Raw genomic sequence first — 25737 nt, 5'->3', positions numbered from 1 at the left:
CAACCAATGTAGAAGTGACGTGAATAGGGATTCAAAAGATACACATCTTTGAAAGACTTTATCCAGTAACTTTACTTACTAGATTCAAAAAAAGCGGACAATCATGTCCGCTTTTTGTTTAGCTATTTTATCATTTAAAGTCAGAAAAAAGCTTTGGACGGCGATTTCTAAAACTTTCTTCCTACTAGTAGTCTACAGAGGATAGACCTTACGAAATTCTTCTAAAACAACCTTGCTGTCAGGGGTAAAAGTCACCCCCGCTTCCTCCAGCCACTCCGTGAAAAACTCCTCATGAACCTGCCGCCAATAGGCCAGAGATTTGTCCCCTTCCCCTTCCTTATAGGCATGGTCTGCTGACACTTGCTGAAAAGGCTCAACAGAAACCTTGGTAATTTCAACAATGCAGACAGCCTGATCTTGACTGTCTAAAATGACATCGAAAGTCCCTTCTTGTGGCAGGGGTTCGTCCTCTACTTCGTAGAGGTCGTAAGCTGAGGCTGTTGCTATTTTTTCGCCTCTTAGAACCAAGTCAGCCAAGAGATCAGCTTCCACTCCAAAAGCCCAGGCGTCTATTTCATCTCCAATCAAGGGGTTGATTTGCTTGTAGGCATTCCACATTTCTTGAGGTGTCATTTTTTCTCCTTTGTAATTCTTTACTTTCTTCTTTTATATGTTTAAGATGGTCTCGATGGTCAATTTCTATATCAAAAATCTCTGGAATAGAGCTGTAATGGAGAATACATTCGATACCCATCTGATTCATTTTTTGTATGAAAGAAGTATTCAGATAGCCTGCTACAGCAAAATCAATCTTTTTAGCCTTTGCTTTTTCCTTCATTTGTCGGAGTAAGTCTAACATAATCGGACTTTCCATATCATGCCATTGACTGTTTCTCACAGTCGCAAAAATAAAAGAAGTTAAATCATTCATTCCAACTACAATCTTTGAAATGCCCGTTTCCAGTATTCTATCCAAGTCAAAATAAGCTGACGGTAATTCAATCATCGTGCCGACTTTCCCGGTAAAACCATACTGACGCAATACTGTAATAGCTTGTTTTAATTGGTCGGCATCATTGACAAAAGGAAAAATAACAGATAGATTGGGATTTGTTTGATAAACTTCTGTAACGACATTTGCCTCAGCCTGAAATTCATCCGGACAAGTCAGCAAGCGCCTTGTCCCTCTATATCCAAACAAGGGATGATTTTCATCAAAATGCTCTTTAGTCCCCTCTAAACAATTAGCTTCTGTATTTGTTAACTCTGAAAAACGATACCAAACCTCCTCATCTGAGTACAAGGAGCAAATGGTATCTAGATAATCTTTTACAAATTGCTGACAACTTGCTAATAGGATGTTTTGATTAAGCTCTCTCAACAAATATTCCCCACGAATCATACCAACATGATGCAATAATTGAGGGTAAACTTTTTCAACAATTTTTTCGCCACTAAGAGCAAGTTGGTTTTGCATGTTTCACCTTCCAATTCTTATAGCTTGTCATATCCAATTCTGCAAATCCTCGTAACTCTGCCCTCACTTTTAATACTATAGGCGAGGCATTTTCTTGGGTCATCTGCTCAATAGGGACCCAAATTGCATTTGCTGAATCATTTCTTCCATCAAGAACCTCCTGAGGAAGGGATTGTTGAGAGCTCTCGAAATCAAGTACTATATCATAAAAGGCCATAATATGGTGTACTGCGAAGTCTTTCCCTTCTTCTTGAACCAGCACATCATACATCCTAGGATTTGAATAACGGCTAAGCGTATAGCCTGTCTCCTCCAGAACCTCTCTCTTGAGGGTTTCTGTCAGCCCCTCACCTGGTTCTTGACTACCACCCGGTAAATCAAAACGATGCTGATAAGGTCCTCTCGTTTTCTCAATGCAAAGCAATTTCCCGTCTTGAAGACAGATTCCATATACACCAAAGTGATTTTTGATTTCCATATTCTATTCTTTCTTAATCTCCAAGATTGTTATCTCACCTTATCCCTTAAAAGGAAAGAGGCTATAGATTTCATACTCTTTGATATACTTCTTCAGTATCTCCATATTCTCTTTTATTTTTGCTTGGATATCTGTCTCTTCAAACGTTGACTCAGCAATAAAGAGGTGAATCTTCAATAGATCTGTCAAGTATAGCAAACGACGTTCCATTTCTGATTCAGAACTTGAAGCTTGCTCGACTTTTGCAAGCTTTTGCTCCAGGCTATCGCCATTCAAAAATCTCTGATGAACCCTCCTTCTTATTTTTTGAGTGGATTCCTCCCCTTGTTCTAACGGAGACAAAAGGAGTTTTTTATAGACGAGTACCTGATTTTCTTTTTCTCTTTCCAGATAGGCCAATAAAACCAGAGAGCTATCAACAAAGGTCCAAATGTTATAATTCCCTTCAAATGGAACTTGTATGATCCTATCTAATAATTTTTTAGTCATTTCCTCTTGACCATCCAGATAAAGTAAATAGGCCAGATGATTCAGCGATTCGAGATAGCTAGCTTGAGTTTTCTTATTCTTTTTTAAAATTTTATCTAAATAGAGATGTAGGTCTGGATGTTTTTCCAGTTGTTCAACTACTTCTGGTAGCTTCATTTGAAATCCTTTCTATTCTTTTTAAAAAAATTTAAAGAGATTTTAGTCAACTAATCCAACTCTGCTCGACTGAACAAGTCTTTCATAGCTTCGATATCATCGCAAAATTCTTTAAATTCTAAAGCGAATTTAGCCAAGGCGTCCACCTTGGAAGAATAGGCGCAAAACATACTTCCTTCAGGATCAAAGTCGATAGCATCGCTTAATTCAGGCATTTTTTCCTCCAAAAATACCCAAGCTAGGGATGCCCAATCGTAGCCGTTTCCTTCAAATCCCTCCTCTTCTCGAGTGTCAAACACTTCCTGTCTGTATTCTCCATCAGGGTAATAAATGAGCGACCCTCGAACATTTTTAGGATCCTCATCATATACAAGCAGGCTAAAAGGGGCAATTTTTACATTTATTTTTTTGTAATCCATCATTTTTAAACTCCTTATGGAACGCGTTTATTGGTAACAGGACTTCATAAATCTAGTAGATCTACTCAGCATCAAAAGGCATAAAGCTATCATGCTGATTATAATAATTCAAAGCATCAACCAAGTCTTGGAGACTTGCATCTGGCTTTTCTTCAATCGCTACGGTGAGAACATCAATCAACTGCTCTCCATAGTAGACTAGCTGGAGATGTTGATCCGTTGCATCAGCTGGGTAGACATCACGGTCTTCCACAACATCTGGATAATCTGATACCCAATAGAGCTTTTCCAGTGCCAGTTCTCCATCCTCCTTGCCATAGAGGCAAAAATCATCTGATACCAATTGATCTACGCGCACCTGCTCAATTATCTGCTCTAGTGAAAGTTCTTGGTGTTTTCGCATCCCGTCTCCTTTTTAATCTCACTCTTCAACAAAAGAGTTCAAAAATTCCTCAAAAGAAGCCCATTGACCATAGATCTCAGCTTTTTCTTCTAAAACATAGAAATACACCTTGCCATAATCCTCTGACCTTAGAGAAAGTGTATAGTTGCCAGAACCAGGATCATAGGCGAAATGGAGAAGGTCTGTAGCCCTAAATCCTGCAGGCACAGCCTCATCGTCATACCATGTAAGAGATTGGCACATTTCCTCAAGTGAATTAAAGGAATTGAAGGGAAAGAGGTGATGTTCATCGTGGATACCACTTACTTGGGGCTGACCACCATTGTGCTTGAGATAAAAATTTTTCATGGCTTCTGGCAATTTCTTTCCAAGAATCCCCTCAAATTGCAAAAATTCTTCTTTTGAAATCGGTGAATCTGCATCTAGCACTCTAAACATGATTAATCTCTTCCTTTTTTACAGCCATTATTCCAAGACCTTGTCAATAAAGTCATAGACATTTGTAGCAACTTTTTGCATTTCTAAGGAACCTAAAGCTCCCAAATCATTTTCATAAATGCAATCATCAGAATTTTTCTTGATAAAGTAAGCCAAATCTCCTTCCTGTCCAATCATAAAGTAATCTGGCTCTACTTCCTCAATCTGATAAGTCTCATTTCGCTCTTGAAGATCCTCCTTAGCGTACAAACAGATGCCTGAATCTCCAATTTCATAGGGGTCAATCTCTTCCCACTCTGATAAAAACTGATAGTAGAGATTGGGCAAGACAAATCCAAACTCATCTCTTTTCATAGCTTACCTCCACATATTCACTGAGTATCAACTATATTACTTCAAAGACCATCCACCATCAATAGTCAGGATTTGTCCCTGCATGGCACTCGCTTTTCCACTTGCTAAAAAGAGGCTAACTTCAGCAACTTCACCTGGCTCAATCCAGCGTTTGATAGGTGTTTCACTTGCCACCCAGTCCGCCAATCCTCCTGGTTCAAAGTCTGAGGCGGTCATACCAGTCTTGACTGCTCCAGGAGCAATCCCAAAGACCTGAATACCAGCTTCAGCATAATCTAGAGCTAATTGCTTGGTAAAACCAGCTAAGGCGTGTTTGGACGAGGTATAGGCGTGACCACCACCGCCAGCTAGGCTTGAAGCGATGGAGCACATATTGATGATGATTCCTTTTTTATTTTCCAGCATTTGAGTCAGATAATTTCGCGTCAACTCTACTGGAGTCACATAGTTGATTTCAAAAATCTCTTGGATTTCTTGGGCTGTTTGTTCTAGTAAGGGTTTGTAGTCATCTAATACCCCTGCTGTGTTACAAAGAATATCCACCTGAGGGCACCAGTCAAAAATTGGTTCTAAGTCAAGTGTTAAATCACGTTGTAGAAAGAAAAAGTCGCCCTGCAAGTCAGGATTTTCACCCTGATCCACACCGTAAACTTGATAACCATTTTGTAAAAATGAGCGAGCCTGTGCTAGGCCAATCCCTGAGCTAACTCCTGTAATCAGTACACGTTTAGTCATGAACTTCCACCCAGTCTGTCGCTAAGACATCACAAGGAGTTGGACTCCACATAGAGAAACCTTCCCCTTCACCAGAGACGTTGATGAGGAAATAAGGTGTCACTTCAAGAGCAACTCCATTTTGTTCGATGGTATCAAAAAGCTGGACATAGTTTTCAGCCCCACCCCAGCCAGTACGGACGTATTTCTTTTTTGCCTTTAGTCCAGGCAGGATTTCTTCAAATGTCATGTCTTTCTCCTTTATTTTCTAAATACCTTAATTTAATTATAACAAAAAACCGCTTTCCAACGGCTTTTTGACAATTATTTTTCATGATTTCTTAAGTCTTAGTAGATTACCACTGCAAACCAGCTTCTCTGATTTCCTTTTTAGAGGCATATTTCCCATTTGGTCGGTGCCATCTTCCTTTTCTATCTCTAAAGTAACCACCTGTATTACTATTTTGTGATTCTTCTTCTGCTGGTGCCGGTGCTTGAGTTTCCTGCTGTTTCTGTTCTTCTTTAGCCTTCTCTTCTGCTTCTTTTTTAGCTTTTTCTTGTGCTTCTTTTTCTTCAGCTTCTTTCTTGGCTTTTTCCTCGGCTGCTTTAAGTTCAGCTGCACGTTCTTCAGCTGACTTAACTGTATTTTTTGCAGTACCATCCGCATAATTTATTTCAGCATTTTCTGAAACATTATCTAAGGCAACATGGGTTACAGAATACTTATCAATTTTTTCCTTACTGCTACCTAATTTAATCTCAAGTAACTTACCATCCTGATCAATTCCAACGTACTGTAAGATAATCTGTCTCGGAATCAATTCATCATCCTTATAAACTGCTGTCACCTTATAGTCAAGGTAATAGTTTGGATGATTTACAAGCCATGAATCTAGTCCATTTTCATAATAAAGCATGCTACTTTGATTTTTGTCATCTGTTCCAGTAAAGGCCCCTGTATTTAACCAGGCTGTCATAGGAACTAGATTACGACCTTCATCGTTTAGTCCGCTAAATTGATAACCAACTAAATGACCGCGATTCATTAACCAGGCTTCTTTTGTACCATCACCATAGTAAAATTTATAGTTATGCCATCCAACTGGATCAAAGGTTAATTTAGCTTCTCTCTTTTCTTTAGGTTCATCACTATCTTTCAATTGAATATGAGCATAGGTTGCACGAGATTTGGAATCGAGTTCCCCAAGTTCCAGCTGCTTTTCGTTTCTAAAAGTAAGTAAACCAGCTTCCTTGTACAATTTTGTATTATCCTGCGTGGTCTGTTCAGTCGTTACAGGTTCAGTTACTTTCGCCTCTTCCTTATGTTTCGAGCAACCAACTGATGTCAGCAGCGAGAGAAAAACAACAGAAGTCAAAACTATTTTTTTCATTCTATATTCTCCTAAATTATTAAAATATTTATTATATTGTTATTTTATACCATTTTATCATTTATAGTTTGTATTTTCAAACAATTATATAAATTTTTTTAAACAAAAAGAGTGAGATAGAACCTCGCTCTTGAATGGATTTCGTTTTAATTTCTATGGCAAATCATTTCCTGCTGCTAGGTAAATCTCATACCATTCTTTTCGTGTTAGAGTCAAGTTACTTGCTTTGCTTGCCTCTAATAGATGTTTGGGGTTTGTAGTTCCTACTACTGCTTGCATCTTAGCTGGATAGCGTAACACCCAAGCGATGGCAATAGCTGATGGGCTTACTCCATATTTAAGGGCTAGTCGATTGAGAACTTGATTCAGTTGTTGGAATTGTTCATTGCCAACAAAATTACCTTTGAAATAACCAAACTGTAAAACTGACCATGCCTGAATGACCATGTCATTCAGTTTGCAGTATTCAAAGACGCTACCATCACGCAAAGCTGCCTTATTACCTTCCATATTGACATGGAAACCAGCCTCAAAACCAGGCGTGAAAGCTGCACTTAGTTGTAACTGATTGATCATTAGAGGTTGTTTGACCTCTTTCTTCAGCAATTCCATCATCATAGGATTTTGATTGGATACACCAAAATCTCTAACCTTGCCCTGTTTGTGTAAGATTTCAAAAGCTTCTGCCACTTGGTCAGCTTCCATCAAGGCATCTGGACGATGGAGAAGCAAGCTATCTAGATAATCAACCTGCAATCGTTGTAGAATCCCATCAACTGACTCTAAAATATAATCTTTTGAAAAATCAAAAAAGGTAAATTCTTCTATGCGAATCCCACATTTGGACTGAATCCACATCTTTTCTCGTAGGTCAGGACGATTGTTCAACACTTGACCTAGTAATTCTTCACATTGACCTCCACCGTAGATATCTGCCAAATCAAAGGCATTGATTCCGACAGATAGGGCTGTTTCAACCAGCTCCTCCACTTCTTTAACCGATTTGTCACTGATTCGCATCATGCCGAGGACAATTTCTGATAGTTCTCTTTTATCTTGTCCAAATGAAATGTATTTCATGGCTTTTTCCTCCGTTTTTCTTCATTATAAAGCAGAATGTCTCTTTTATCAACTGACACCTCACAAAAGAAAAGAACCAGCTCAAACTGGTTCTTTTAATCTTATCCAATCACACTTCCGTTTGGTACAGCTGGATCAACTGTTAGAAGAGTTAATTTGCCATCATGTTCAGCTGAGAGGATCATCCCTTGGCTGACATATTTTTTCATCATCTTACGTGGTTTGAGGTTGGCAACGATTTGTACTTTCTTGCCGACCAATTCTTGCTCATTTGGATAGAATTTCGCAATACCAGATAGGATTTGACGATCTTCACCATCACCAGCATCTAGGCGGAATTGAAGCAATTTGTCAGAACCTTCCACTTTAGAAACTTCTTTGACTTCAGCAACACGAATTTCAACCTTGTCAAAGTCTTCAAACTTGATTTCTTCCTTGTTCAGTTTGAGTTCAACTTCATCTGGATTCCATTCTTTTTCGACTGCAGGTTTGTTGCCTTCCATTTGTTCCTTGATATAGGCGATTTCTTCTTCCATATCAAGACGTGGGAAGATAGGTGTTCCTTTAGCAACTACAGTGATATTTGCAGGGAAATCAGCTAAACTCAAGTTTTCAAGGCTAGAAACTTCTGCTAGACCAAGTTGAGTCAAAACTGCACGACTAGTTTCCATCATAAATGGCTCAATCAAGTGCGCTACGACACGAAGGCTGGCTGCTAAATGGCTCATGACACTTGCCAATTGGTCACGGTGCGCTTCATCCTTAGCTAAAACCCAAGGTGCTGTCTCATCGATGTATTTGTTAGTACGTGAGATAAGAGTCCAGACTGCTTCAAGCGCACGTGGATAGTCAACTGCTTCCATATAGGTGTGGTAGTCAGCGATTGATTGTTCTGCTACTTGAGCAAGTGCATTATCAAAGTCTGTTACACCTTCTACATAGGCAGGGATTTGTCCATCAAAGTACTTGTTAATCATGGAAACCGTACGGTTGAGGAGGTTTCCAAGGTCATTTGCCAATTCATAGTTGATACGACCTACATAGTCTTCTGGAGTGAAGGTTCCGTCTGAACCAACTGGAAGGCTACGCATGAGGTAGTAACGAAGTGGATCCAGTCCATAGCGCTCTACTAACATTTCAGGATAAACGACATTCCCTTTAGACTTAGACATCTTGCCGTCTTTCATGACAAACCAACCGTGGGCAATCAAGCGGTCAGGCAATTTGATATCCAACATCATAAGAAGGATTGGCCAGTAAATCGAGTGGAAACGAAGGATGTCTTTCCCAACCATATGGAAGACTGTTCCATTCCAGAACTTATCATAGTTAGCATGATCCTCTTGACCATAACCAAGAGCTGTCGCATAGTTAAGAAGGGCATCAATCCAAACGTATACTACGTGTTTCGGATTTGATGGGACTGGTACACCCCAGGTAAAGGTTGTACGAGAAACCGCCAAGTCTTCCAAACCTGGCTCAATGAAGTTACGCAACATTTCATTGAGACGTCCATCTGGAGTGATGAAGTCAGGATGAGATTTGAAAAATTCGACCAAACGGTCTTGGTATTTACTTAGGCGAAGGAAATAAGACTCTTCAGATACCCACTCCACTTCGTGTCCTGATGGAGCGATACCACCTGTTACATTGCCAGTCTCATCACGGAAAACTTCCGCAAGTTGACTTTCTGTAAAGAATTCCTCATCTGAAACTGAATACCAACCAGAGTATTCACCAAGGTAGATGTCATCTTGAGCAAGCAAGCGTTCAAAGACTTGAGCCACTACTTTTTCATGGTAGTCATCTGTGGTACGGATAAATTTATCGTATGAGATATCAAGCAATTGCCAGAGTTCTTTAACTCCAACTGCCATACCGTCAACATAGGCTTGAGGTGTGATGCCAGCTTCTTCTGCTTTTTGTTGAATCTTTTGACCATGTTCATCAAGACCTGTCAGATAAAAGACATCGTAGCCCATCAGACGTTTGTAGCGAGCTAGGACATCACAAGCGATGGTTGTGTAGGCAGAACCGATATGAAGTTTACCAGATGGATAGTAAATCGGTGTTGTAATATAAAAATTCTTTTCAGACATAATATTTCCTTTCCAGGCTAATGAAACCTGTTTTTCTAACACTTCATTATACCACATTTTTAGTGATTTTCGATAGAGAAATCCATACAAAAAAACAAGATAGACAAGCGTCCATCTCGTTTTTTATCTTTTAAATTATTCATAGCGAAGAGCTTCGATAGGATCCAGCTTAGAGGCTTTATTGGCTGGTAGAACACCGAATATCATACCGATACTAGCTGAGACCGCTAGACTAAAGAGAGCGATTGGGATGGATACACCAACTTCGATTCCTGCAATCATGTTTTGAAGAAGAACACCTGCAAGCATAGTCACCCCTGCAGCAAGCAGTAGACCAATGAATCCACCTAATAAGGTTAAAATCATGGATTCAATCAAAAATTGAACCAGAATATTAGCCCGTGTAGCTCCCAGTGCTTTTCGTAGACCAATCTCGCGAGTACGCTCTGTCACCGAAACAAGCATGATGTTCATAACACCAGTACCACCAACAAAAAGGGAAATCCCCGCAATGGCACTAATAATCGTTGTTATGAAGCCAAAGAGTTGTTGCACTTCGTTGAAGGCTTCCGTTGCATCTGCTATCTGATACTCCCCTTGTTGGAGACCTGCAATCTCCGTCATTCTTCTTGCCAATTCTGGACCTAAAGTCTGAGTCAGGCTCGTATCGTTAACACGGAAGACAATATTTGAAATCTCGTCTGTGTTAAAATTAGCTGCCAAGGAAATATTGGTCGTAATTGGTAGTCCTCCGACTCCAAAGGCTTTTACAGCCTTGGCTTCTTTACTTGCATAAACACCAATAACACGGTAACTGATTTCATTTACTTCCACAATCTGATTGAGTGCTTCCTGTGCAGAACCAAAAAGGCTATTAGCAAGTTCTTCATCTAAAATGATCACGTTTGCAAAATTCTTATAATCTTGTGCTCTAAGACTTCGACCTGCAATAATTTCATTTTCGACCGCATCCATATAAGTGACATTCCCACCCGTCATGTTAGCGTGTTCGACTTTTTTATCCTTATAGGTCAAGGTAACATTGGCTGAGTTGGTCACATAGTAACTATCCACTCCCTTGAGCTTAGCAGCTTCCTTAACCCAGGATTCTTGAGGTTTTGGTGGTTCAACAATAACATCTTCCTCTTTACCAGACAGAGTTAGAGCAGATTGCTTCTGGGTAAAGGAACCGTCCTTGCTCTTAGTAGGTGAGAAAAAGACATGAATGTCTTTCTGAGACTTGGTCATGTTTTTATTGACCTGACGAGACATGGAATCTCCCAAAGCCATGATAACTACAACAGAAGAAACACCGATAATAATTCCAATCATGGTCAAGAAAGAACGCATCTTGTGGGCCATAATGGATGAAAAGGCAAATTTAAGATTCTGCATCTTAGTTTTCCTCCTTTTCTACTTGGGCACTATCAGACGAAATGATACCGTCACGGATGACGATTTGACGTTTCGCATAGGCAGCAATTTCAGGCTCATGCGTAACCATGATAATGGTTTTTCCTTCTTTATTTAATTCAACTAAGAGTTGCATGATTTGATTTCCTGTTTTGGTATCAAGTGCCCCAGTCGGTTCGTCTGCTAGAATGATTGAAGGATTGTTGACTAGAGCACGCGCAATGGCAACCCTTTGCTTCTGACCACCTGACAACTCCGAAGGTAAGTGATGGCTACGTTCTGTCAACTCAACCTTTTCCAGATATTCTGCTGCTAATTTACGACGTTTTGAAGCCGCAACTCCCGCATAAATCAATGGAAGTTCTACATTTTGTAGAGCATTCATTTTGGACAAGAGAAAGAATTGTTGAAAGACGAAGCCGATTTCTTGATTTCGAACCTTGGCTAATTGTTTTTCTCCCAAACCAGCTACTTCTTTTCCGTCTAGAAAATACTGACCACTTGTAGGGGTATCTAACATACCAATGGTATTCATGAGGGTAGACTTACCAGAACCAGATGGTCCCATGATAGCCACGAATTCTCCCTCATGAACTTCTAGGTTAATGTTTTTAAGGACTTGAAGTTCTTGGTCACCATTACGATAGCTACGGCAGATATTTTTGAGGCTAATTAGTTGCTTCATCAGTCTTCACCTCTTTTCCTTCTTGCAAGGAAGCTGTCGGATTACTGATGACTTTTGCTCCATCTGTCAGACCAGATGTAATTTCTTGGTTTTCTGCATCTGCATTGCCCAATCCAACTTCAACTTTTTTGGCCTTTTGATTTTCGTCAAGAATCCAAACATAGTTTTTATCTTCTTCCATGACGATACTTGTAATAGGAACAAGCAATGCTTTACTCATGCTTTTCACTTCGACACTGACAGTAAAACCTTGTTTTAGATCACCAATTTCACTAGTTACATCGACCGTATATGGGTATTTAGAACCAGTGTTGGAACCAGCTAAGCTACTGCTTGCTTCACTACTGTTCTTTGGATAATTTGAAATATAGCTAATCTTACCATTCCAAGTTTTATCTGGGTAAACCTTAGAAGTAAAGGTAACTTCTTGGCCTACAGATAGATTGGCAAGGTTATACTCAGAAAGTTCTCCCTTAACCTGCAAGTTGTCGTTACTAACGATATGCACCAATACTTGGCTATTTCCTGCTGGAGATTTTGAAACATTGCGATTGACTTCAACAACTGTACCTTCTACCGTACTCAAAACTGTAGAGGCATCCAACTGAGCCTGGGCTTTTTCAAGTTGTGCCACTGCGTCTGCACGAACATCACGGGCATCACTGATTTGTGAATCAATAGAAGCTGTAGCTGATGTAGATGATTGCGCTTGGGTTTGGTCCGTAGCGCCTTCAATCCCTGCTTGAGGGGGTACAGGTGTTGTTGCAGCAGTATTTCGTGCCTCATTCAATTCATTGATATGACGATCAGCTTTCGCAACTGCGCGACTGGCAGCATCATAGGCAGCCTGAGCTTCTGTACTACTATACTTAACAAGAGCTTGGCCTTCACTTACCTTATCTCCGACAGAGACCGAAACCTCATCCAAGTCACCTTTACTAGCATCATAATAAACATATTGTTCTTTTTGAGCTGTTACGGTACCAGATAAGAGAACCGATGAAGCCACTGATCCCTCTTTGGCAAGAACAATTTTTGCAGTTTCGTCTTGTGTTGCAGCTTGATTAGGTTGTCTCAATAGAAGAACAGCAGCTGCTCCCACTACCAGAACTGATGCAACACCGATAGCTGTAAATAAAGGCCATTTCTTGGCTTTTGACTTCTTTTTCATATCCATACCTCTTTTATAAACATATATTAAAATTATAGCACAAGTCCTAAAAATGGACAATTGCTTTCCGACCATCCAAAAATAATTGCCAAATCTTTTATTGTTGTGTTAGTTATATAATACATCTTCTTTTTTATTTTTGCAAGCATTTTCTTAAGAAATTTAAGCGTAGCAGATTTTTGCATTGACTTCCAAAAAAAGATAGAATATGACTAGAAAACAACTAAAGGAGCTTTCAATGAGAGAATATGATATTATCGCCATCGGAGGAGGTAGCGGGGGTATTGCTACCATGAATCGTGCTGGCGAACATGGTGCTAAAGCCGCAGTTATTGAGGAAAAGAAATTAGGTGGAACTTGTGTCAATCTCGGCTGTGTCCCTAAAAAAATCATGTGGTATGGAGCCCAAATTGCAGAGAGTATCCACAAATATGGACCTGACTATGGTTTCACAAGCACTGACAACGAATTTGATTACGCAACACTTCGTAAGAATCGTGAAGCTTATATTGACCGTGCTCGCTCGTCTTACGATGGAAGCTTCAAGCCCAACGGGGTTGATTTGATTGAAGGACGTGCTGAGTTCGTTGATGCTCATACTGTCAGTGTTAATGGCGAATTGATCCGCGCTAAGCATATTGTAATTGCGACTGGAGCTCATCCTCATATCCCTTCTATTCCTGGTGCTGAACTAGGTGGTAGCTCAGATGATGTCTTCGCCTGGGAGGAGTTACCTGAATCGGTAGCTATTCTAGGTGCTGGTTACATTGCTGTAGAATTAACTGGTGTTCTCCATACACTTGGTGTAAAGACTGACCTTTTTGTACGTCGTGAACGTCCACTACGTGGATTTGATAGCTATATCGTTGAGAGTCTAGTTCAAGAAATGAAAAATACTGGACTAAACCTCCACACCCACAAAGTCCCTGCTAAACTTGAAGAAACTGAACAAGGTATTACCATTCATTTCGAAGATGGCAGCACTCATACTGCCAGTCAAGTTATCTGGGCAACTGGTCGTCGTCCAAATGTTAAAGGACTTCAACTCGAAAAAGCTGGTGTCACCCTCAATGAACGCGGCTTTATCCAGGTTGATGAATACCAGAACACAGTCGTTGACGGAATCTACGCTCTTGGAGATGTCACAGGTGAAAAGGAACTAACTCCTGTTGCTATCAAGGCTGGTCGTACCCTATCCGAAAGACTTTTCAACGGTAAAACCAATGCTAAAATGGACTACACGACTATTCCAACTGTAGTTTTCTCACACCCAGCAATCGGAGCAGTCGGTCTGACTGAGGAAGAAGCTATCAAAGAGTACGGCCAAGAAAACGTTAAAGTCTATACTTCAAAATTTGCATCTATGTATTCTGCCGTTACTAGTCACCGTCAAGAAGCTCGCTTCAAGCTCGTAACAGCTGGTGCAGACGAAAAGGTTGTTGGACTTCATGGTATCGGCTATGGCGTCGATGAAATGATTCAAGGTTTCGCAGTTGCTATCAAGATGGGAGCTACAAAAGCAGACTTTGATGCTACTGTCGCTATCCACCCAACTGGCTCAGAAGAATTTGTGACCATGCGTTAAAAGAAAAGAGAGACCCCTTGGTCTCTTTTTTACTCTAAATCGGCCGTTACAGATTTGTAACCTTTTATTTTAAAATAGGTTGACATTTATATCTCATTCGGTATAATAGTTACTATAATTTATATAAGAGGTTAACTATTTTGAAAAAAGCACACATTTACGCTATCCCAGCTATCGGGGCTGCACTGATTGCAGTATTGGCACAAATTAGTATGCCGATTGGTCCAGTTCCTTTCACTCTGCAAAACTTTGCTATTGGACTCATCGCTACTGTTTTTAGACCAAGGGAAGCTGTTCTCTCTGTCGGACTCTATCTCTTACTTGGGGCTATTGGACTTCCGGTCTTTGCTAACGGTGGAGCTGGATTTCATGTTTTAGTTGGACCAAGCGCTGGTTATCTTTGGTTCGACCTTGTCTATGCAGGGCTTGCTTCCTATCTCATTCACACTAATAGTGGTGTCCTACGTATTTTCTTTGCAAATCTCTTGGGAGATTCACTTGTTTTTGTCGGTGGTATTCTCAGTCTCCACTTCTTAGCTGGAATGCCTTTTGATAAAGCACTGGCTGTCGGTGTTATTCCCTTTATCATACCTGATCTTGCCAAAATTGTAGCCATTAGCTTCATCAGCCGACCACTACTCCAACGTCTCCGTACACAAGCTTATTTTTCAAGCAAATAAAAGAGGCCGGGATTTTCCCCGGTCTCTTTTTGATTCATCTTAGATGAATGATTATTGATTCTTGAAAGCATCCACCATGACTTGAAACTCTTCGTTTGATAGGGTAATTCCCTTCCCCATCTTGGTATGGTCGGGACTCCAGCTTCGAATGTCAAACTTTGCTGGTGCACCATTAAAGCTGACACGATTGATTTCTTTGGTCCATCCTTTATCGTTTTCAGATAGAGTAAGCAAGTGTTCTTCAATTTCAAATGTAAATTCTGCCATGTTTTTCTCCTTTTTGTTCTCAATTGATTATTCGAAAAATCTTGTAGATTTCATAAAATTTTTATATAATGATTAAAAGAAGGGAGGCCGGAATGAAAGATTTATTAAAACAGGCTTTGCAAAAAGTCCATGATTTTGTCAATGGACATGAAGATTCCATTCCTGAAAAAAGCGATTCCCTAATTGCTAGACTTGAAGAAGCCCTAGCCCAAAAAAAGGCTGTACATATCATCTTTGCGGAAACGAGTTTTACAGGCGATATTATCAAGTATGATACTGACCGCCAACAAATTATTGTTAAAAATTTCGCCAAAAATGTCAGCCGTATTATTCGAGTGTCGGATATTCGAAGGGTAACTTTCGTTCCCTCTACTATCCAAACGGCCCAAAAAAGAAGATTTAAGAAAGAGTGAGATGCTTTTATCATCTCACTCTTTTTCTATTAACGAATTTGTTCAAAATGAAGGTGAACAGCGATGTGGTCGCCGTAACCACTTCTCTCCAAATCACGTTGCAAACGGTAAGAGATATAGTGTTCAGCAATAGTGATATATCCTGCACCTAGTAAGCGGTGCTCAACCATTGATTGGATCATACTGATAGTTGCACGTTCTACTTTTGCTTCTTCCAAATCCAAAACAACCTTTTTAGTCACTTGAGCTAGATTTTGGCGCAAATCGTCCGTCAATACATAGACTGTTTGAGCTGCCTTGAGGATAGCTTGGTAGATTTTATCTGGATCAAAATCAGCGACTTGTCCATCACGTTTAATTACTTGCATAGTTTTCTCCTTTTAATTGTTATTTTCTTTAATTTCTGCTAACATTTTCTCTTCTTCTGCTGTCAATTCATACTCTTCCAGCAAATCAGGTCTACGTTGGTAGGTTTTCTTAAGGCTCTCATAGAGTCGCCATTGACGTATGTTTTCATGGTGTCCACTCATAAGCACATCAGGAACTAACATACCACGAAAATCGTAAGGCCGCGTGTATTGAGGATATTCCAAGAGACCTGATGAAAAGCTATCATCCTGGTGACTTGCTTCCTTCCCGATAACTTCTGGAATCAAGCGAACCGTCGCATCAATCATAGTCATTGCAGCTAGTTCTCCACCGGTCAAGACATAATCTCCAAGAGATATCTCATCTGTTACCAAGGTCTTAATCCTCTCATCATAACCTTCGTAGTGACCACAGATAAAGATGAGTTCCTCTTCTTGAGCCAAATCTTCAGCATAGGCTTGGTCAAACTGTTTTCCAGCTGGGTCTAAGAGAATCACGCGCGGCTTCTTTTTTTCAATGGCATCAAAGGCATCAAAGATGGGTTGCGCTCTTAGCAACATCCCTTGACCACCACCGTAGGGTTCATCGTCAACATGACGGGCCTTTTCAGCGTAGTCACGAAAATTATGGTAGTGGATATCTAAGAGTCCTTTTTCTCGAGCCTTTCCAACGATGGAATGTTCTAAGGGTGTGAACATTTCTGGAAAGAGGGTTAAAATATCAATCTTCATCGTCTAACCCTTCTAAGAGTTCAACATCCACACGGTTATTAGGAATATCTATATTAAGGACAACAGGCGGAATATAGGGCAAGAGTAGGTCACGTTTGCCTTTACGTTTGACCACCCAGACATCATTGGCACCTGGCTGAAGGATTTCCTTGATGGTTCCAATCAAGTTATCTCCCTCATAGACTTCTAAACCGATAATCTCGTGGTAGTAAAACTCACCATCATCAAGTTCATTGAGATTCTCCTCAGCAACCTTTAGACTGTAACCCTTGTATTTTTCAATGTCATTGATATGGTACATATCCTTGAACTTGATGATATCGAAATTCTTATGCTTCCGGTGGCTAGCAATAACCACTGTTCGCACGAATTGATCTTTATCATCAAATAAGGCAAGTTCTGCCCCTTTTTTAAAGCGTTCTTCAGTAAAATCTGTCACTGACAAGACTCGCATCTCACCTTGTAAACCTTGCGTATTGACGATTTTTCCAACGTTAAAGTAGTTCATCTGATCTCCTGTAATTTCCTTATCTCCATTTTCTTCTTACAATTTTTTAATAATATCTACAATTTTCTCTGATTCAGACCACTGTAAATAATGGTGATTCCCTCCTAAAATGAGTTTAGTACTGGAAGTCCAATATTCTGATTCTCTGTACTCTTTTTCTCTATAAGCCTGACAAAAAATAAATACAGGGATACGATCTGCTATTGACATATCCTCAAAATCTTCCTCAGTAATCTCTCCAGATATCTGAAATCCTGGATCTTGATTTTCCAACTCTGAACCTTTTTCTTGCATTAATTTCCAAATTTCTTTGTTGGTTTCAGGGCTAAATGTGGCTTGAGTTAAGTTCTTAAAATAAAGTTCAGGACCGAATTCTTCAATCAGTCTCATCTGCTCTTCCATTTCTGGATAAGGATTTTCTGAAAAATCAGCAAACATTACTTTTTTAGTTGTTGGTTCAATCGCTACTAAGGCCTGACACTTAATTGGTTTGTTGAGTAATTTGCAAGCTACAATTCCACTCAAACTATGTACACAAAGTATATATTCAGAAATCTCCAACTCTTCAAGTACTTCATAAACCGCATCTGTAAGATTATCTAGATTTTTTCCAGCTTGGTCATAAATCAGACTCCTACCTGTGTTTGGAAAATCAATTGTCAAATAACCAATTGTGGGAGGAAGTTTTTCAAGTATAAGTGAAAAATTTTCATAACTAGGTAGCAAACCTGCGCCACTTAAACAAACTAGCACTTTCTTTTGCTTTTGATAAGTAACAGAGAGACTACCAATTTCTGTAGATACTTCAAACCTCTTCATAAAGAAACCACTCATTCTATACAATGATTTATTATATACCCTTACCCTTTATTTTATCATGTTATAGGGATTTTCACAAGTTGGAGAAAAGAGCAACTATGGATGGTTTCTTGCTAAAAAGCCTTCCAAATCTTGTTCATGCTGATATTTGATGGCTGCCTTCTTGTCTTTTTCAAAAATGGTCTTTGTTAGGTCGATATGGTTGATAGCTGCAATTGCTACTGTGTAGTGAATGATATCTGCCAACTCCTTTGCCAATTCCTCGTTTGAATCTTGGACACCCTCTTTTCTACCTGAACGTCCATTTAAAACCTCAGCGACTTCTCCAACTTCTTCCACTAGTTTGATAAAAAGTCCTTCTTCTGTTCTAGATTGTTGGTAATGATCAAGTAAGTATTCCTCAAGTTGTCTAACTGTTAAATCTCTCATTCCTTCTCCTTGCAAAAAAAGCGAGACTTTGTCTCGCTTTTCTTATTTTTCATCAATAACGATTCTTACTTTTTTGTCTTCAGTTGGGACAGAGTAGACAATCGTTCTTATCGCTGAGATAGTGCGACCTTTACGACCGATTACACGACCCACATCGCTCTGGTCAAGATCCAAATGATATTCCAAAAATTCTGGTGTATCTTCAATCTTGATAGTTAAGGCATCTGGTTGTGAAATCAAAGGTTTCACAATTGCAATAATGAGATTTTCAATCGTATCCATCTGTCAACCTACTTTAAACTTATTTTGAGAATTTAGAATCGTGGAATTTCTTCAATACGCCTTCTTTTGAAAGGATGTTGCGAACTGTATCTGAAGGTTGAGCTCCATCAGCCAACCATGCCAAAATACGGTCTTCTTTCAAAGTTACTTGGTTTTCTTCAACAAGTGGGTTGTAAGTTCCAACTGTTTCGATGAAACGTCCATCACGTGGTGAACGTGAATCTGCTACGTTAATACGGTAGAAAGGTTTTTTCTTAGAACCCATACGAGTCAAACGGATTTTTACTGCCATTTTTTATATCTCTTTTCTTTTGTTTTTTAGTTCGGTCAAATAGCTAGGCTATTTACCACATGTTCTATTATAACAGATTTCTGATAGGTGTCAAGAAAAAAACTTGACAGAGTTTAAATATTTTTAATTTTTTTTTGAAATTTGTTAGACTGGTAAGGAAAAAAGAAAGAGAAAGAGAAATTTTATGAATACTACTTTAAATTCTATCTATAAAGACTACCCTGTCAAGCCCTATATCTCTCCTAATCGTGATATGGAGGCTTGGCTACTAAACCCTAAGCCTGTTCCAAAACGCAATATGGAACTACTAGAGGACGATCTTCTTGCAGGTGATATTATCCTCCTCTGGAGAATCAACTTTGGAACTTTCACCACTGAAACTTGGTTTCCAAAGTATTTTGAGTATACTTATGGAATTGACGCACCAAAACATTTAGATAAGCTTGTTGAAAAAGGCTATGCTCTTGTCGAAACTGCTTTTGAATCGCTGGATCATATCAATGCTACTATGAAAAAGAATATCCTAAAAAAGAAGGGAGTTACTGGACTTTCCAAAATGAAGGCTTCCGACTTGGATCAAGCCCTTCATAACCATTTTTCAGAAGAGGAATTAGCTAGTCTCTTTTCCATTCGCGGTTATAAACTAACTCCAAAAGGAGAACAGGCTCTCAAGGACCATCAGGCAATCATTGACCGCCATCCTAAAAAGAATCTTTAATCAACCAAGACTGGTTGATTTTTTTTTGTAAATTTTCAAAAGACTTACAAGTCATTATAATTATTGACAAACACTTACAGAAAGAGTATAGTATTTAAAAAAGGAGGAATTCCTATGTACCAAGAACAACGATTAGAAGAAATCATAAAACTTTTAGAGGATAGAGGAAGTCTATCAGCAAAAGAAATGGTTGAATATTTCCATGTTTCCAAAGATACCATCCGTAGAGATTTTGCTATTCTCGCAAAGGAGAAACGAGCAAAAAGAACTCATGGAGGTTTATTGCCAATTCAAAAGCAAAGAATTCTTGGTTTCCAAGGTCGAGCAGAACAATCTTCTAAAGAAAAAGCGAAAATTGCTCATTTAGCTACCCAACTCATTTCTGATTCACAATTAATTTTCTATGATGTTTCAACAACTGTACTTGAGTTAGCAAAAATAACTGATAAAAAGGTTACTATTTTCAGCCATTCATTGGATAATGCACTGGTCTTAGGAGAAAATGAAAATGTTGATTTTCACATTATCGGTGGACGATTTCATAAAAAGAATCGTTTCTATTACTCATTAGAAGAATCCGAATCTTTGAATAGAATTAAATTTGACATAGCATTTTTTGGTGCAGCTAGTCTTTCAGACGGACAAGTTAGCTTTGAGGATCAAGAAGATGTTCTAATAAAAAAAAGAGCATTTAAAACTAGTAAAATTCGCGTCTTGTTAGCTGAAACTAGCAAAATAAACAAACACTCTCATTATATTCTTTCCGAACTTACTGATTTTGATTATTGGATTACAGACAAAGAACCCGACTTAGAAATTCAACAATCTTTAGATGGCAAAACAACTATTCTATTTTAATAAAAAGGAGAAACATATGTCAGTAATAAAGTTAATCGTGAGTGATATTGACGGTACTATTTTGGATAAAAATCACCAAGTAGATTCTCATTTGATAGAACTGATGCCACTTTTAAAACAATGTGATATTCCTTTTGTTTTAGCTTCTGCTAGATCTCCTCTCGGTATAGCGCCAATTTCTAAAGAGCTTGGCATCACCGACTGTCCCATTGCCTGCTATAATGGAGCACTCATCAGTTTAGGAGATAAAATCCTAAGTCAGCATTCTATTGATAAAAGCGAATTGCTCTTACTTCATGACTTCTTAAAAAAAGAATTCCCGACAGTTTCTATCAATGTTTATTCTGGAAAAGATTGGCTTGTGAATACTATTGATGAATGGGTAGAAATCGAAGCAACTATTACTGGAGAAAGTCCAAAAGTTACATCTTTAGCAGATTTTATAAAAGACGAGAAAACTCTTGTTCATAAACTTTTACTAATAGATAACTCCGCTACTATCCAGAAACTTAAAGAGACATTAGCAACCATGGATTTCCCTCAAACTGACTTTTACCTCTCGAAGGATAACTATCTTGAAGTCACACATAATCAAGTATCCAAAAAACAAGCTTTATTAGAATTAGCCAACTATTATCAACTATCACTTACTGAAATTATGACGATTGGAGATAATTATAATGACATTCCAATGATTGAGACTGCTGGACTTGGTGTTGCAATGGGAAACGCTCCTACAGAAGTAAAAACTTGTGCAAAAGCAGTTACTGACTCTAATGAACAAAATGGAGTAAGTAAAGCTATAAAGTTACATGTGTTAGATAAACATTCTTAATTGAAAATTTGAAATCCACTTCCTTTTAGGGTACAATGGTAAAAATGATTTTTGAAAGGACTAATATGAAAAAATTAGCTACACTACTACTCATTTCAACATTTGCTCTTGGTGGATGTACAAGTATCCAACGTGCACTTCGTGGTGATGATTACGTAGATTCTAAAATTGCTGCTGAAGAAAGTTCTAAAGCCGCTACTCAAGCAGAGAAGGATTTGAAAAACGCCTTAACAAATGAAAATGCTAACTTCCCTCAACTTTCTAAGGAAGTAGCTGAAGACGAAGCTGAAGCTATCCTTCACACAAGTTTGGGTGATATTCGTATCAAACTCTTTCCAAAGTTAGCACCACTTGCAGTTGAAAACTTCCTTACTCATGCTAAAGAAGGTTACTACAATGGTGTGACTTTCCACCGTGTAATCGATGGATTTATGGTACAAACTGGGGATCCTAAGGGAGATGGAACAGGTGGTGAATCTATCTGGCATGACAAGGATAAAACCAAGGACAAGGGAACAGGTTTTAAAAACGAAATTTCTCCATACCTCTATAATATCCGTGGTTCTTTATCAATGGCTAATACTGGTCAACCAAATTCAAATGGTAGCCAATTCTTTATCAACCAAAGTACAACAGATTATTCTGCTAAACTTCCAACAAGTAGCTATCCTAAGAAAATTATCGAAGCCTATAAAGAAGGTGGAAATCCTACTCTCGATGGGAAACACCCCGTCTTTGGTCAAGTCATTGATGGGATGGATGTAGTAGATAAAATTGCCAAGGCTGAAAAAGACGAAAAAGATAAACCAACTACTGCTATCACTATCGATAGTATCGAAATTGTTAAAGACTACGATTTCAGTAAACAATAACACCATTAACTATAAGGAGATGTAAAAATGATTCTATTTTGGGGGTCAAAAGGTTACCAAAAAGTATTGGGACATACACAGACTACTATCGAATGCGGTCATTGTAACAATGTTGATACTTGGGAAATTACAGAATACGGACGTAAGTTTACTCTTTACTGGATTCCACTCTTTCCTTACGGAAAAACTTATTTCGTTTCTTGCCCGATTTGTCATTACGGTAAAGAAATTCAAAAATCTGATATTGAACAATATTTAAACTATTAAAAAAGATAGGTCATCGGGCCTATCTTTTTTATTTTCACTTTTATGTAAGCGTTCTCTTATGCTTCAAATATGATATAATTTAGTTAATAGTAACGAGGAGGTTTTCCTATGAAACCCTATAAAATAAACCTATTCCGGCTTGGTTTACTCTTGCCAACATATTTAGTCTTTAATATCGTTTATTCGATTACTTATGATTCTGGAGGTTTTGCTTTTATAATCTTGTGGCCAGCATTTTTCGCATCATATGCTGGAATAGTACTAGGAAATATTTTTATTTTTAGAGATATCTCAAAATTAAAAGCCTCCTTTGAAGATAATGAGTTGATTCAAAATACATGTACTATACAGTTGGTTCTAGCTACAATTGGATTTTTCATGCAAATAGTAGGTTTTAAGGGGGCACCACTTAATTACATTGATAATTATCCCGTACTGGTTTGCGCAAGTATTGTATACTCTATCATTATCATGATTGCTATTTATCAGACAATAAAGCTAGGGCAAGGGAAAGATAATTCTGCCATATTTGGCTTTATCTTTGGGGGTATGATCATTTTTCTCACTATCCTAGCAATGGTCACAACTACTTCTCCATCAATTAAATACACGGCTCCTTCTTTCGCTGAAGAATTTCAATCACTTGGACTAAAGGGTAAAGTTGAGTTAACTGATAAACATAGAGAGATTGAAATGTTTAATGGAACAGTATATGAGTTAACGTATACCGAAAATTTATCGGATGGAACTATTTTAAAAAAATATACTGACGCAAAAATTCATGCAATGGATGGAGAACACTTATCAAATTTCTATCTTCCTTCAGGAATAGATCTCGAAACCCTTCTTAACGACAAAGAAAAAAAACTGTTTAATACTGTCAAACAAGACGAGTTTGACTTCTTACTAAATGTATCCCAAGAGAGACCAAATCTTCAACAAGAAGAAGATAGTATCAAAAATGATACTGCTGACAAAATAAATAAACTCTTTGCCAAACCAGTAGTATCTGTTTCTAGTTTTGAATTTAGAAAATATCCTATAGAAAACTACTATGTTGCAATGATTAAGCAGGCTGTCAGCAATCGAGAAAAAGGGGATTCTGACGCTGCTGGTTTTTATAATATTACAACAAAAGATTTCATGAAAAACAAAGGTCTTACTCTCGATTTTGATTTCGACCTTTCGAAAATCAAGGTAGAAAATGGTAGTCCTGTGGAGACCTTAAAGGAAAAATTCTTATCTTTACCAAAAAACTCATTTTCCGATGGAATTTATAACATTAATTGTTATTATGAAAATAGAATACAGAAGAAAGTTGAAGTTACCTGCCCATTTGTTGTTGAAGATGGCGTTGGGCACTTTGAAGAGGATGTAATCGAGGGAAATCAAACAAATTAGTTATTTTTGATACTAAAACAGTGCAATAGCAGTACGATTTCTACTATTTGCAACCCTCGTAAAAAAAGCCAAGTCGTATAGACTTGGCTTTTTGATGACTATTATGTTAGCTCATTGAAGTCCCAGATTTGGTCCATCCAACCTTCATAGAAATCTGGTTCGTGGCAAACCATAAGGATAGAGCCTTTATATTCTTTCAAAGCACGTTTGAGTTCGTCCTTGGCATCCACATCCAAGTGGTTGGTTGGCTCGTCAAGAACAAGGACATTGTTCTCACGGTTCATCAAGAGACAGAAACGCACTTTGGCTTGCTCTCCACCTGACAAGACTTGAATCTGACTTTCGATGTGCTTAGTCGTCAAGCCACAGCGAGCAAGGGCTGCACGGACTTCTGCTTGATTGAGCGCCGGAAAGGCATTCCAGACTGCTTCTAGAGGCGTCTGGCGATTACCGCCTTCCACTTCCTGTTCAAAGTAGCCGAGTTCTAGGTAGTCCCCACGTTCAACCTCCCCAGCAATTGGTGGAATAATTCCCAAAAGAGATTTCAAGAGGGTTGTTTTCCCGATACCATTGGCACCGATGATGGCAACCTTTTGATTGCGTTCAAAGGTAAGATTTAAGGGTTTGGTAAGGGGACGGTCATACCCAATCTGCAAGTCCTTGGCTTGGAAGATAAAGCGTCCAGGTGTACGAGCAGTTTTGAATTCAAAGGACGGCTTTGGTTTCTCACTTTGAAGCTCGATGATATCCATCTTGTCCAATTTTTTCTGACGAGACATAGCCATGTTACGCGTTGCGACACGTGCTTTGTTTCGAGCCACAAAGTCCTTGAGATCCGCAATTTCTTTCTGTTGACGTTCATAGGCTGCTTCCAGTTGTGATTTCTTCATGGCATAGACTTCTTGGAACTGGTAGTAATCGCCTGAATAGCGTGTCAACTGTTGATTTTCAACGTGATAGACGATATTGATTACATCGTTTAGGAAAGGAATATCGTGAGAAATGAGAACAAAGGCATTCTCATAGTTCTGGAGATAACGTTTAAGCCAGTCAATATGTTCGGCATCGAGGTAGTTAGTTGGCTCGTCAAGAAGCAAGATATCAGGTTTTTCAAGAAGGAGTTTGGCCAAAAGTACCTTAGTTCTTTGTCCACCTGACAAGGCTGTTACATCCGTATCCATCCCAAAGTCCATGACACCAAGGGCACGCGCCACTTCATCAATTTTAGCGTCCAAGGTATAGAAATCACGGCTTTCCAAACGGTCTTGCAGTTCTCCGACTTCCTCCATTAAGGAATCAATATCAGCACCCTCTTCTGCCATTTCCATGTAAAGATCATTGATACGTGCTTCGGCTTTGAATAATTCGTCAAAGGCAGTACGAAGAACATCACGCACAGTTTGACCCTCTTTGAGCACGGCGTGCTGGTCCAGGTAGCCGGCAGTCACATATTTAGACCACTCCACCTTACCTTCATCAGGTAGCATTTTACCAGTCACGATGCTCATAAAGGTTGATTTCCCTTCACCATTGGCACCGACCAGACCGATATGTTCACCTTTGAGGAGGCGAAAAGATACGTCTTCAAAAATTGCACGGTCACCAAAACCGTGACTTAAATTTTTTACTTCTAAGATACTCATT

Annotated in this window: 34 protein-coding genes; 9 read left to right on the top strand and 25 right to left on the bottom strand. The window is 38.9% G+C overall.

What is annotated here, in order from left to right; translation table 11 throughout:
- Positions 1-192: 192 nt before the first annotated feature.
- From QM419_RS01295 to QM419_RS01220, 16 genes are all read right to left on the bottom strand, one after another.
- Positions 193-633, bottom strand: coding sequence for an ASCH domain-containing protein (locus QM419_RS01295; RefSeq protein WP_414277642.1), 441 nt, complete (start codon positions 631-633; stop codon positions 193-195).
- Positions 575-1477, bottom strand: coding sequence for a putative PEP-binding protein (locus QM419_RS01290; RefSeq protein WP_414277641.1), 903 nt, complete (start codon positions 1475-1477; stop codon positions 575-577). Before QM419_RS01290 ends, QM419_RS01295 begins: the two co-directional genes overlap by 59 nt.
- Entirely contained in the window at positions 1455-1955 is a 501-nt protein-coding gene (locus tag QM419_RS01285) for an NUDIX hydrolase (RefSeq protein ID WP_414277640.1), read from the bottom strand. The genes QM419_RS01290 and QM419_RS01285 overlap by 23 nt, the downstream gene beginning before the upstream one ends.
- 39 nt (positions 1956-1994) lie before the next feature.
- The gene (locus tag QM419_RS01280; protein ID WP_414277639.1) at positions 1995-2600 is read right to left on the bottom strand and encodes a DUF6707 family protein; all 606 of its coding nucleotides are present in this window, start codon (positions 2598-2600) and stop codon (positions 1995-1997) included.
- Between the two features lie 50 nt (positions 2601-2650).
- Positions 2651-3022, bottom strand: a complete 372-nt coding sequence (locus QM419_RS01275) for an Imm51 family immunity protein (RefSeq protein ID WP_414277638.1) — start codon at positions 3020-3022, stop codon at positions 2651-2653.
- Between the two features lie 58 nt (positions 3023-3080).
- The gene (locus QM419_RS01270) at positions 3081-3422 is read right to left on the bottom strand and encodes a hypothetical protein (RefSeq protein ID WP_414277637.1); all 342 of its coding nucleotides are present in this window, start codon (positions 3420-3422) and stop codon (positions 3081-3083) included.
- Between the two features lie 18 nt (positions 3423-3440).
- Complete coding sequence (locus tag QM419_RS01265) at positions 3441-3860, bottom strand: SMI1/KNR4 family protein (RefSeq protein ID WP_414277636.1); 420 nt, start codon at positions 3858-3860, stop codon at positions 3441-3443.
- Between the two features lie 27 nt (positions 3861-3887).
- On the bottom strand, positions 3888-4214 hold the full coding sequence (locus QM419_RS01260) for a hypothetical protein (protein ID WP_414277635.1): 327 nt from the start codon (positions 4212-4214) through the stop codon (positions 3888-3890).
- A gap of 36 nt (positions 4215-4250) precedes the next feature.
- Positions 4251-4949 (bottom strand): 3-oxoacyl-ACP reductase, encoded by a 699-nt coding sequence (locus QM419_RS01255; protein WP_414277634.1) that lies wholly within the window; start codon positions 4947-4949, stop codon positions 4251-4253.
- Positions 4942-5178: a DUF2829 domain-containing protein gene (locus QM419_RS01250; protein ID WP_000141913.1), complete on the bottom strand. Its 237-nt coding sequence runs from the start codon at positions 5176-5178 to the stop codon at positions 4942-4944. Before QM419_RS01250 ends, QM419_RS01255 begins: the two co-directional genes overlap by 8 nt.
- A 106-nt stretch (positions 5179-5284) precedes the next feature.
- Entirely contained in the window at positions 5285-6319 is a 1035-nt protein-coding gene (locus tag QM419_RS01245) for a DNA/RNA non-specific endonuclease (protein WP_414277633.1), read from the bottom strand.
- Positions 6320-6472: 153 nt separating this feature from the next.
- Entirely contained in the window at positions 6473-7399 is a 927-nt protein-coding gene (locus tag QM419_RS01240; RefSeq protein WP_414277632.1) for an aldo/keto reductase, read from the bottom strand.
- A 101-nt stretch (positions 7400-7500) separates the two neighbouring features.
- Positions 7501-9498: a methionine--tRNA ligase gene (metG, locus tag QM419_RS01235; protein WP_414277631.1), complete on the bottom strand. Its 1998-nt coding sequence runs from the start codon at positions 9496-9498 to the stop codon at positions 7501-7503.
- Positions 9499-9633: 135 nt separating this feature from the next.
- Entirely contained in the window at positions 9634-10893 is a 1260-nt protein-coding gene (locus QM419_RS01230) for an ABC transporter permease (RefSeq protein WP_414277630.1), read from the bottom strand.
- Position 10894: 1 nt separating this feature from the next.
- Positions 10895-11596: an ABC transporter ATP-binding protein gene (locus QM419_RS01225; RefSeq protein WP_414277629.1), complete on the bottom strand. Its 702-nt coding sequence runs from the start codon at positions 11594-11596 to the stop codon at positions 10895-10897.
- Positions 11580-12767, bottom strand: a complete 1188-nt coding sequence (locus tag QM419_RS01220) for an efflux RND transporter periplasmic adaptor subunit (protein ID WP_247921389.1) — start codon at positions 12765-12767, stop codon at positions 11580-11582. The genes QM419_RS01225 and QM419_RS01220 overlap by 17 nt, the downstream gene beginning before the upstream one ends.
- 238 nt (positions 12768-13005) lie before the next feature.
- On the opposite strand from QM419_RS01220, the gene gor reads away from it, so the two are divergent.
- Together gor and QM419_RS01210 are read left to right on the top strand one after the other, a co-directional pair.
- A complete protein-coding gene (gene gor, locus QM419_RS01215) occupies positions 13006-14352 on the top strand; it encodes a glutathione-disulfide reductase (RefSeq protein ID WP_414277628.1) in 1347 nt (448 codons plus the stop codon).
- A 140-nt stretch (positions 14353-14492) separates the two neighbouring features.
- The gene (locus QM419_RS01210) at positions 14493-15032 is read left to right on the top strand and encodes a biotin transporter BioY (RefSeq protein ID WP_004253081.1); all 540 of its coding nucleotides are present in this window, start codon (positions 14493-14495) and stop codon (positions 15030-15032) included.
- A gap of 51 nt (positions 15033-15083) precedes the next feature.
- Here the strand turns inward: QM419_RS01210 and QM419_RS01205 are convergent, their stop codons facing one another.
- Entirely contained in the window at positions 15084-15299 is a 216-nt protein-coding gene (locus QM419_RS01205) for a YdbC family protein (RefSeq protein WP_006151239.1), read from the bottom strand.
- A gap of 92 nt (positions 15300-15391) precedes the next feature.
- Between QM419_RS01205 and QM419_RS01200 the strand changes: the two genes are divergently transcribed.
- Positions 15392-15712, top strand: a complete 321-nt coding sequence (locus QM419_RS01200) for a hypothetical protein (RefSeq protein ID WP_006153680.1) — start codon at positions 15392-15394, stop codon at positions 15710-15712.
- Between the two features lie 29 nt (positions 15713-15741).
- Here QM419_RS01200 and QM419_RS01195 read toward each other — a convergent pair whose 3' ends face one another.
- The 7 genes from QM419_RS01195 to rpsP all read right to left on the bottom strand — a co-directional run bounded on the left by QM419_RS01195 (position 15742) and on the right by rpsP (position 19142).
- Positions 15742-16080 (bottom strand): ATP cone domain-containing protein, encoded by a 339-nt coding sequence (locus QM419_RS01195; protein ID WP_004253071.1) that lies wholly within the window; start codon positions 16078-16080, stop codon positions 15742-15744.
- Between the two features lie 12 nt (positions 16081-16092).
- On the bottom strand, positions 16093-16812 hold the full coding sequence (gene trmD, locus QM419_RS01190; protein ID WP_414277627.1) for a tRNA (guanosine(37)-N1)-methyltransferase TrmD: 720 nt from the start codon (positions 16810-16812) through the stop codon (positions 16093-16095).
- Entirely contained in the window at positions 16802-17320 is a 519-nt protein-coding gene (rimM, locus tag QM419_RS01185) for a ribosome maturation factor RimM (protein ID WP_414277626.1), read from the bottom strand. The genes trmD and rimM overlap by 11 nt, the downstream gene beginning before the upstream one ends.
- A gap of 36 nt (positions 17321-17356) precedes the next feature.
- Positions 17357-18139: an alpha/beta fold hydrolase gene (locus QM419_RS01180; protein WP_263393416.1), complete on the bottom strand. Its 783-nt coding sequence runs from the start codon at positions 18137-18139 to the stop codon at positions 17357-17359.
- Between the two features lie 96 nt (positions 18140-18235).
- Positions 18236-18568, bottom strand: a complete 333-nt coding sequence (locus tag QM419_RS01175; RefSeq protein ID WP_025168707.1) for a MazG nucleotide pyrophosphohydrolase domain-containing protein — start codon at positions 18566-18568, stop codon at positions 18236-18238.
- Between the two features lie 42 nt (positions 18569-18610).
- Positions 18611-18850, bottom strand: coding sequence for an RNA-binding protein KphA (kphA, locus tag QM419_RS01170; protein WP_000379617.1), 240 nt, complete (start codon positions 18848-18850; stop codon positions 18611-18613).
- 19 nt (positions 18851-18869) lie between these two features.
- Positions 18870-19142: a 30S ribosomal protein S16 gene (gene rpsP, locus QM419_RS01165; protein ID WP_004253064.1), complete on the bottom strand. Its 273-nt coding sequence runs from the start codon at positions 19140-19142 to the stop codon at positions 18870-18872.
- Positions 19143-19326: 184 nt separating this feature from the next.
- On the opposite strand from rpsP, the gene QM419_RS01160 reads away from it, so the two are divergent.
- From QM419_RS01160 to QM419_RS01135, 6 genes are all read left to right on the top strand, one after another.
- Entirely contained in the window at positions 19327-19860 is a 534-nt protein-coding gene (locus QM419_RS01160; protein ID WP_263393415.1) for a hypothetical protein, read from the top strand.
- 114 nt (positions 19861-19974) lie between these two features.
- Positions 19975-20718, top strand: coding sequence for a DeoR/GlpR family DNA-binding transcription regulator (locus QM419_RS01155; protein ID WP_414277625.1), 744 nt, complete (start codon positions 19975-19977; stop codon positions 20716-20718).
- A gap of 16 nt (positions 20719-20734) precedes the next feature.
- Complete coding sequence (locus QM419_RS01150; RefSeq protein ID WP_414278053.1) at positions 20735-21553, top strand: HAD family hydrolase; 819 nt, start codon at positions 20735-20737, stop codon at positions 21551-21553.
- A 65-nt stretch (positions 21554-21618) separates the two neighbouring features.
- Positions 21619-22425: a peptidylprolyl isomerase gene (locus QM419_RS01145; protein ID WP_414277624.1), complete on the top strand. Its 807-nt coding sequence runs from the start codon at positions 21619-21621 to the stop codon at positions 22423-22425.
- A gap of 27 nt (positions 22426-22452) precedes the next feature.
- Positions 22453-22692, top strand: a complete 240-nt coding sequence (locus tag QM419_RS01140) for a zinc-ribbon domain-containing protein (protein WP_414277623.1) — start codon at positions 22453-22455, stop codon at positions 22690-22692.
- A gap of 108 nt (positions 22693-22800) precedes the next feature.
- Positions 22801-24093 (top strand): hypothetical protein, encoded by a 1293-nt coding sequence (locus tag QM419_RS01135; protein ID WP_414277622.1) that lies wholly within the window; start codon positions 22801-22803, stop codon positions 24091-24093.
- 101 nt (positions 24094-24194) lie between these two features.
- Here QM419_RS01135 and QM419_RS01130 read toward each other — a convergent pair whose 3' ends face one another.
- A complete protein-coding gene (locus tag QM419_RS01130; protein ID WP_414277621.1) occupies positions 24195-25736 on the bottom strand; it encodes an ABC-F family ATP-binding cassette domain-containing protein in 1542 nt (513 codons plus the stop codon).
- Position 25737 lies beyond the last annotated feature (1 nt).

The sequence above is a fragment of the Streptococcus infantis genome (genome assembly GCF_047464715.1).
Classification (GTDB): Bacteria; Bacillota; Bacilli; order Lactobacillales; family Streptococcaceae; genus Streptococcus; species Streptococcus infantis_S.
The sequence above is the reverse complement of the archived record's forward strand: the minus strand, read 5'-3'. Positions and strand labels throughout refer to the sequence as shown.

Coding starts and splice junctions, on each gene's coding strand:
- QM419_RS01295 (WP_414277642.1), bottom strand. CDS start 633: ATGACACCTCAAGAAATGTGGAATGCCTACAAGCAAATCAACCCCTTG.
- QM419_RS01290 (WP_414277641.1), bottom strand. CDS start 1,477: ATGCAAAACCAACTTGCTCTTAGTGGCGAAAAAATTGTTGAAAAAGTT.
- QM419_RS01285 (WP_414277640.1), bottom strand. CDS start 1,955: ATGGAAATCAAAAATCACTTTGGTGTATATGGAATCTGTCTTCAAGAC.
- QM419_RS01280 (WP_414277639.1), bottom strand. CDS start 2,600: ATGAAGCTACCAGAAGTAGTTGAACAACTGGAAAAACATCCAGACCTA.
- QM419_RS01275 (WP_414277638.1), bottom strand. CDS start 3,022: ATGATGGATTACAAAAAAATAAATGTAAAAATTGCCCCTTTTAGCCTG.
- QM419_RS01270 (WP_414277637.1), bottom strand. CDS start 3,422: ATGCGAAAACACCAAGAACTTTCACTAGAGCAGATAATTGAGCAGGTG.
- QM419_RS01265 (WP_414277636.1), bottom strand. CDS start 3,860: ATGTTTAGAGTGCTAGATGCAGATTCACCGATTTCAAAAGAAGAATTT.
- QM419_RS01260 (WP_414277635.1), bottom strand. CDS start 4,214: ATGAAAAGAGATGAGTTTGGATTTGTCTTGCCCAATCTCTACTATCAG.
- QM419_RS01255 (WP_414277634.1), bottom strand. CDS start 4,949: ATGACTAAACGTGTACTGATTACAGGAGTTAGCTCAGGGATTGGCCTA.
- QM419_RS01250 (WP_000141913.1), bottom strand. CDS start 5,178: ATGACATTTGAAGAAATCCTGCCTGGACTAAAGGCAAAAAAGAAATAC.
- QM419_RS01245 (WP_414277633.1), bottom strand. CDS start 6,319: ATGAAAAAAATAGTTTTGACTTCTGTTGTTTTTCTCTCGCTGCTGACA.
- QM419_RS01240 (WP_414277632.1), bottom strand. CDS start 7,399: ATGAAATACATTTCATTTGGACAAGATAAAAGAGAACTATCAGAAATT.
- metG (WP_414277631.1), bottom strand. CDS start 9,498: ATGTCTGAAAAGAATTTTTATATTACAACACCGATTTACTATCCATCT.
- QM419_RS01230 (WP_414277630.1), bottom strand. CDS start 10,893: ATGCAGAATCTTAAATTTGCCTTTTCATCCATTATGGCCCACAAGATG.
- QM419_RS01225 (WP_414277629.1), bottom strand. CDS start 11,596: ATGAAGCAACTAATTAGCCTCAAAAATATCTGCCGTAGCTATCGTAAT.
- QM419_RS01220 (WP_247921389.1), bottom strand. CDS start 12,767: ATGAAAAAGAAGTCAAAAGCCAAGAAATGGCCTTTATTTACAGCTATC.
- gor (WP_414277628.1), top strand. CDS start 13,006: ATGAGAGAATATGATATTATCGCCATCGGAGGAGGTAGCGGGGGTATT.
- QM419_RS01205 (WP_006151239.1), bottom strand. CDS start 15,299: ATGGCAGAATTTACATTTGAAATTGAAGAACACTTGCTTACTCTATCT.
- QM419_RS01200 (WP_006153680.1), top strand. CDS start 15,392: ATGAAAGATTTATTAAAACAGGCTTTGCAAAAAGTCCATGATTTTGTC.
- QM419_RS01195 (WP_004253071.1), bottom strand. CDS start 16,080: ATGCAAGTAATTAAACGTGATGGACAAGTCGCTGATTTTGATCCAGAT.
- trmD (WP_414277627.1), bottom strand. CDS start 16,812: ATGAAGATTGATATTTTAACCCTCTTTCCAGAAATGTTCACACCCTTA.
- rimM (WP_414277626.1), bottom strand. CDS start 17,320: ATGAACTACTTTAACGTTGGAAAAATCGTCAATACGCAAGGTTTACAA.
- QM419_RS01180 (WP_263393416.1), bottom strand. CDS start 18,139: ATGAAGAGGTTTGAAGTATCTACAGAAATTGGTAGTCTCTCTGTTACT.
- QM419_RS01175 (WP_025168707.1), bottom strand. CDS start 18,568: ATGAGAGATTTAACAGTTAGACAACTTGAGGAATACTTACTTGATCAT.
- kphA (WP_000379617.1), bottom strand. CDS start 18,850: ATGGATACGATTGAAAATCTCATTATTGCAATTGTGAAACCTTTGATT.
- rpsP (WP_004253064.1), bottom strand. CDS start 19,142: ATGGCAGTAAAAATCCGTTTGACTCGTATGGGTTCTAAGAAAAAACCT.
- QM419_RS01160 (WP_263393415.1), top strand. CDS start 19,327: ATGAATACTACTTTAAATTCTATCTATAAAGACTACCCTGTCAAGCCC.
- QM419_RS01155 (WP_414277625.1), top strand. CDS start 19,975: ATGTACCAAGAACAACGATTAGAAGAAATCATAAAACTTTTAGAGGAT.
- QM419_RS01150 (WP_414278053.1), top strand. CDS start 20,735: ATGTCAGTAATAAAGTTAATCGTGAGTGATATTGACGGTACTATTTTG.
- QM419_RS01145 (WP_414277624.1), top strand. CDS start 21,619: ATGAAAAAATTAGCTACACTACTACTCATTTCAACATTTGCTCTTGGT.
- QM419_RS01140 (WP_414277623.1), top strand. CDS start 22,453: ATGATTCTATTTTGGGGGTCAAAAGGTTACCAAAAAGTATTGGGACAT.
- QM419_RS01135 (WP_414277622.1), top strand. CDS start 22,801: ATGAAACCCTATAAAATAAACCTATTCCGGCTTGGTTTACTCTTGCCA.
- QM419_RS01130 (WP_414277621.1), bottom strand. CDS start 25,736: ATGAGTATCTTAGAAGTAAAAAATTTAAGTCACGGTTTTGGTGACCGT.